Source organism: Succinivibrio sp. (assembly GCF_045124615.1).
GTDB classification, from domain to species: Bacteria; Pseudomonadota; Gammaproteobacteria; order Enterobacterales; family Succinivibrionaceae; genus Succinivibrio; species Succinivibrio faecicola.
Map to the genome: position 1 here is coordinate 1 of NZ_JBGVMC010000189.1, position 5,034 is coordinate 5,034.

The window sequence follows — 5,034 nt, forward strand, 5'->3', positions numbered from 1 at the left end:
CGATACCGTACTGAATGAAGGTATCCATCTTACGCTCATCTTTACGAGCGATGCCCCACTGCTCTGGATCGAAATTCTTTACTAAACCAGCAATTTTTACTGTGTAATCAGTAGTATCAAAATGCTCGATTTTGCTGATACCGCTCTTACCAGCTAAAAGATTTTTCCAAGACTCTTCAAGGTTACCGCCAACTGGGCTTAACATACCCAGACCAGTAACTACAACCCTACGTAATTGCACCGTTGGATCTCCGTAATTTATAAGAAAAAGAAAGGAGATGAAATTCATCTCCAGTCTATTTGATTAAATATCAGAAGATGGTTTAGCCATCTTATTTAAAATTGATTAGTTCTGATGCTCAGTGATGTAATCAATAGCAGCCTTAACGGTATTGATCTTCTCTGCTTCCTCATCAGGAATATCAGTCTCGAACTCTTCCTCTAAAGCCATTACTAGCTCTACAGTGTCGAGTGAGTCAGCACCTAGATCATCAACAAATGATGCCTCAGGTACTACATCCTCAGGCTGTACACCTAACATGTCAACGATAATCTTCTTAACGCGCTCTTCAATATCTTTGATGTCGTTACTCATTTCTTTCCTTGATCAGACTGCCTAAGCAGCTACTGTCCTATAAAAAAGCGATTTCGACCCAATGTCAAAATCAGTTAAAACCTTGTGGCCTATTATAGCCTTTAATTAAACATTTTGGTAGTTTAAAATCACCAAATTTACAGCATTTAGTGATTTAAACCACAATTTTTACTAGTTACAGTGTAAACCACCGTTTACATCAATGGTTGAACCAGTGATGTATGATGCCATATCAGATGCCAAGAAAACAACTGAATTTGCAATATCTTCTGGAGTTGCAGCTCTCTTTAGAGGAATAGTATTGGTCCATGCCTTTAACTGCTCCTCATTTAATGCTGCTGTCATGTCAGTTGCAACGAAACCTGGTGCTACACAGTTTACAGTAATACCACGTGAACCAACTTCTTTTGCAAGTGACTTGCTAAAACCGATTAAACCAGCCTTTGCTGCTGCATAGTTGGTCTGACCTGCATTACCATCCTGACCTACGATTGAAGAGATATTGATGATTCTACCTGCTCTCTTTTTCATCATAGGGCTTACACAAAGCTTACATAACTGAACACATGCTAAAAGATTGCACTGCATAACAGCCATGAAATCCTCGTCTTTCATTCTCATGAAAAGAGTATCTCTTGTGATACCAGCATTGTTTACTAAAACATCAGGACAGGTACCAGCATCTGCAACAACAGCACTGTAACACTCTTCAACAGTCTTAGAATCAAGAGAGTTCATTACAAAACCCTTACCCTGCCCCTGTAAGTACTCAGTAATGCCATCTGCACCTGACTGTGATGTAGCTGTACCATAAACCTTAGCACCAAGATCCTTGAATGCAAGAGCAATAGCCTTACCGATACCACGACTTGCGCCAGTTACTAATACAACCTTATTTGTAAAATCTAATTTCATATTAAATCCTTAAGCAATAACTTCTAAAGCTTTTGCAAGAGTTTCCTCATTGCAGATATTTGCACTGCCAAGAGTCTTGTCGATTCTACGGTTTAAACCGCATAACACCTTATTTGGACCAACTTCAATTAAAGCCTCAACTCCATCAGCCTTTAACTGATTTACAGTTTCAACCCAGCGAACAGGCATAGTTAACTGCTTTACTAAAGCATCAATAATCTCTTCTTTCTTGGTTAATGGCTTTGCAAGAACATTAACATATACAGGGATTGATGCATCATTGATCTGAATCTTTGATAATTCAGCCTTTAAAACATCTGCAGCTTTCTGCATTAGAGGGCAGTGTGAAGGAGCTGACACTGCAAGAGGAACAACTCTCTTGGCACCCTTAGCTGTAAACTGCTCTAAGGCTCTATCTACAGCGCCCTTGTTACCGGAAATAACAACCTGACCTGGAGTATTGAAGTTTGCTGCCCAAACCTTGTCATCTTCTGTAGATACTTCGTTGCATACATCAACGATAACCTGATCTTCAAGACCTAAAACAGCAGCCATTGCGCCAACACCTGCAGGAACTGCCTCCTGCATAGCCTTACCACGAAGACGAACTAGTTTTACAGCATCAGCAAATGAAATAACACCTGCAGCAACCAATGCTGAGTACTCACCTAAAGAATGACCTGCAACAGCAGCTGGCTTGAAGCCCTTTGCCTCAAGAACTCTGTATGCTGCAACAGATGCAGTTAAAATAGCAGGCTGAGTAACCTCAGTCTTGTTTAATTCAGCTTCTGGTCCGTTTAAAGTAATATCCTTTAGATCGTAACCTAAAGCAGCATTGGCCTCTTCATATGTCTTTGCTACGATTTCATTGTCCATAAAATCAGCAAACATACCAACGCTTTGTGAACCCTGACCTGGGAAAACGGCAGCGAACTTTTTCATAAAAATAAACTCCTGTAGTTATTTATTAGTAGCGAATCAGAGCTGAGCCCCAGGTAAAACCGCCACCAAATGATTCTAATAATAGGATGTCACCACGCTTGATGCGTCCTGATCTGATACCTTCATCAAGAGCAAGACCAACAGATGGAGCTGATGTGTTACCCTGTTTGTCTAGAGTAACAATAACCTGTGACATATCAAGTTTTAGCTTTCTTGCAGTAGCTGCAATGATTCTCATATTTGCCTGGTGAGGAACAAGAAAATCAAGCTGTTCTGGTTTGATATTGCCCTTCTCAAGGGTTTTGCTTACCAGAGATGCAAGAACAGTTACGGCATGCTTGAACACATCATTTCCTTTCATATACAGCCAGTCATTTTCAGACTTCTCACCACGCTTTGGATAAGGTAATGAAAGTAAAGGACCATATTTCGCATCTGCAGACATATGAACAGCGATTGTTCCTTCAGTATCTGACTGACCTAGAATACATGCTGATGCACCATCGCCGAAAAGAACAATGGTAGTTCTGTCATTAGGATCACATGCTCTAGACATAAGATCTGCAGCAACGATCAGAACTTTCTTTGACTGACCTGAAAGAATCATGGAATGTGCTAATGCATATGCATAGCTAAAACCTGAACAGGCTGCAGCAAGATCAAAAGCAGGACAATCACAAATACCTAACATTCCAGAGATTTCACAGGCTGTTGATGGGAAAGCATTTTGTGAAGAAGTTGTTGCACAAATAACAAGATCAATTTCGGATACGTCAACATTAGCAGCTTCAATAGCTCTTTTTGCAGCAATAGCACCCATACTAGCAGCTGTTTCGTCAGGAGCTGCAATACGACGCTCACTGATACCTGTACGCTCTAATATCCACTCATTAGAGGTTTCTACCATACGCTCTAAATCAGCATTAGTGCGCACTTGCTCAGGCAAATAGCTACCTGTTCCTAGAATTCTAGTAAACAATGAAGTCTCCACAAATTTAAAAAAAACAATGGACGGTATTCTATCAAGAAAATGCAAATATTTCTATTATGCTTTTTTCAGTTCATTCTTGATATTTTCAACAATATTCTGTCTTGCAAGTTTATAAGCCTGTACAAGGGCAACTGCAACAGCTTCCTTACCTGCACTTGCATGGCTTTTTACAACAAGTCCGTCTACACCTAAAAGCATAGAGCCGTTATACTGCCATGGTTCAAGCCAATCAGGTCTTGCAAGCATTGAGAAAAACTTCTTGATTCCATGTGCATTTAAAAATACTGAGGCAACACCTTCAGCTGCCTTTAGTGCTACATTTCCTGTAAAGCCATCAGTTACTATGACATCTGCATAGTCGCAGAACATGTTGTTTGCTTCAACAAAGCCTACAAAATTGATTTTGCTGTTGCTCTCGACAAGGTCTCTTGCTTCTTTGACCTTTGCACTGCCCTTGTTTCTCTCAGTACCTACATTAAGAATGCTGACTCTTGGTCTGTCAGTATTAAACATTGACTTGTAGGCAGCTGATCCTAAAAGGGCGAATTCATACATATCCTCACTGCCGCTTAAGGCATTTGCCCCTAAATCAAGCATTAATGAGTATCTGCCAGGACCTGCTGGAATTTTTGCGCATAATGCTGGTCTTACTGAATCAATGACACCAAGAATATGTCTTGATAAACATACCAATGGACCTGTACCGCCACTTGATACTGCAACTGATGCCTTTTTGTCTTTTACAGCTTCAATTGCCAATCTCATAGCAGAATTCAAAAAGCCTGAAATTACCTTTCTTGGCTCTTCATCCTGTGCAATAACGACCGGAGCATATTCAAACTGATAACGATCAGGGCTAATTTTCTGTGATTCTAAAGCTGTCTGTAGTTTCTTGTCTCCGTAGACAATAACCTTGAGCTTTGGCTCAAAAACAGTTGCGAATCGGACAGCAGATGCTACTGACTGTGGATCAACATTATCTCCACCGGTACCATCTAAAGCTACTGTAATATAATTATCAGTTCTCATAAGCAAAAAAGGGCGTCAAATACAACTCGACACCCTCTCCTATAAATCATTTTATTAAAAAAAAATTATTTTGCCTTAATAGAAGCTAAGTAATCTTTCTTTGATAATAAAGGCTCAGCTGCCTTTAAGTTTAACTTCTCACCACGGTAGTAACCATCAGCAGTGATGTTGTGACGAATATGAACTTCACCTGAAGTCTTATCGGTTGATAATCTCATTGCTGATAAAGCATCGTGTGAACGACGCATGTCACGACGTGAACGGGACTTATGGTTCTGCTGAACAGCCATCTTGTTGTCTCCTAATATAACTTAACATCATCGCAAAGCCTAATGCTCTGCTTCACATAAACAAAAAAACTCTCAGCCACAGGCTGAACTAATCGCAGTATTATACTTATATTCAGTTTTGTTTTCAAGAAGAAAAATTAACTTACCTTTTATATTTTTCTGCTTATTTTTTTAAGTTTTCTTTCAGGCTTTGAAGCTTGGCAAATGGATTGTCCTCTGAACTTTTTACTATTTTTCCAAATGACCATCCATTCTCGTTTTCAATACACTCA

The 5,034-nt window shown here is 39.8% G+C and carries 7 protein-coding genes; all 7 read right to left on the minus strand.

Going from position 1 to position 5,034, the window contains the following annotated elements; genetic code table 11:
- The coding region (locus ACJML3_RS04840; protein ID WP_406021102.1) for a beta-ketoacyl synthase N-terminal-like domain-containing protein at window positions 1-241 on the minus strand (241 nt) is incomplete at its 3' end.
- A 105-nt stretch (window positions 242-346) separates the two neighbouring features.
- The gene (gene acpP / locus ACJML3_RS04845; RefSeq protein ID WP_219937558.1) at window positions 347-583 is read right to left on the minus strand and encodes an acyl carrier protein; all 237 of its coding nucleotides are present in this window, start codon (window positions 581-583) and stop codon (window positions 347-349) included.
- Between the two features lie 183 nt (window positions 584-766).
- Complete coding sequence (fabG, locus tag ACJML3_RS04850) at window positions 767-1,510, minus strand: 3-oxoacyl-[acyl-carrier-protein] reductase (RefSeq protein ID WP_288135368.1); 744 nt, start codon at window positions 1,508-1,510, stop codon at window positions 767-769.
- A gap of 9 nt (window positions 1,511-1,519) precedes the next feature.
- A complete protein-coding gene (fabD, locus tag ACJML3_RS04855) occupies window positions 1,520-2,452 on the minus strand; it encodes an ACP S-malonyltransferase (RefSeq protein WP_406021104.1) in 933 nt (310 codons plus the stop codon).
- A gap of 25 nt (window positions 2,453-2,477) precedes the next feature.
- Window positions 2,478-3,431, minus strand: coding sequence for a beta-ketoacyl-ACP synthase III (locus ACJML3_RS04860; RefSeq protein WP_406021106.1), 954 nt, complete (start codon window positions 3,429-3,431; stop codon window positions 2,478-2,480).
- A 66-nt stretch (window positions 3,432-3,497) separates the two neighbouring features.
- Window positions 3,498-4,472: a phosphate acyltransferase gene (locus tag ACJML3_RS04865; RefSeq protein WP_219937552.1), complete on the minus strand. Its 975-nt coding sequence runs from the start codon at window positions 4,470-4,472 to the stop codon at window positions 3,498-3,500.
- Window positions 4,473-4,537: 65 nt separating this feature from the next.
- Complete coding sequence (gene rpmF, locus ACJML3_RS04870) at window positions 4,538-4,762, minus strand: 50S ribosomal protein L32 (RefSeq protein WP_219937553.1); 225 nt, start codon at window positions 4,760-4,762, stop codon at window positions 4,538-4,540.
- Between the last annotated feature and the right edge of the window lie 272 nt (window positions 4,763-5,034).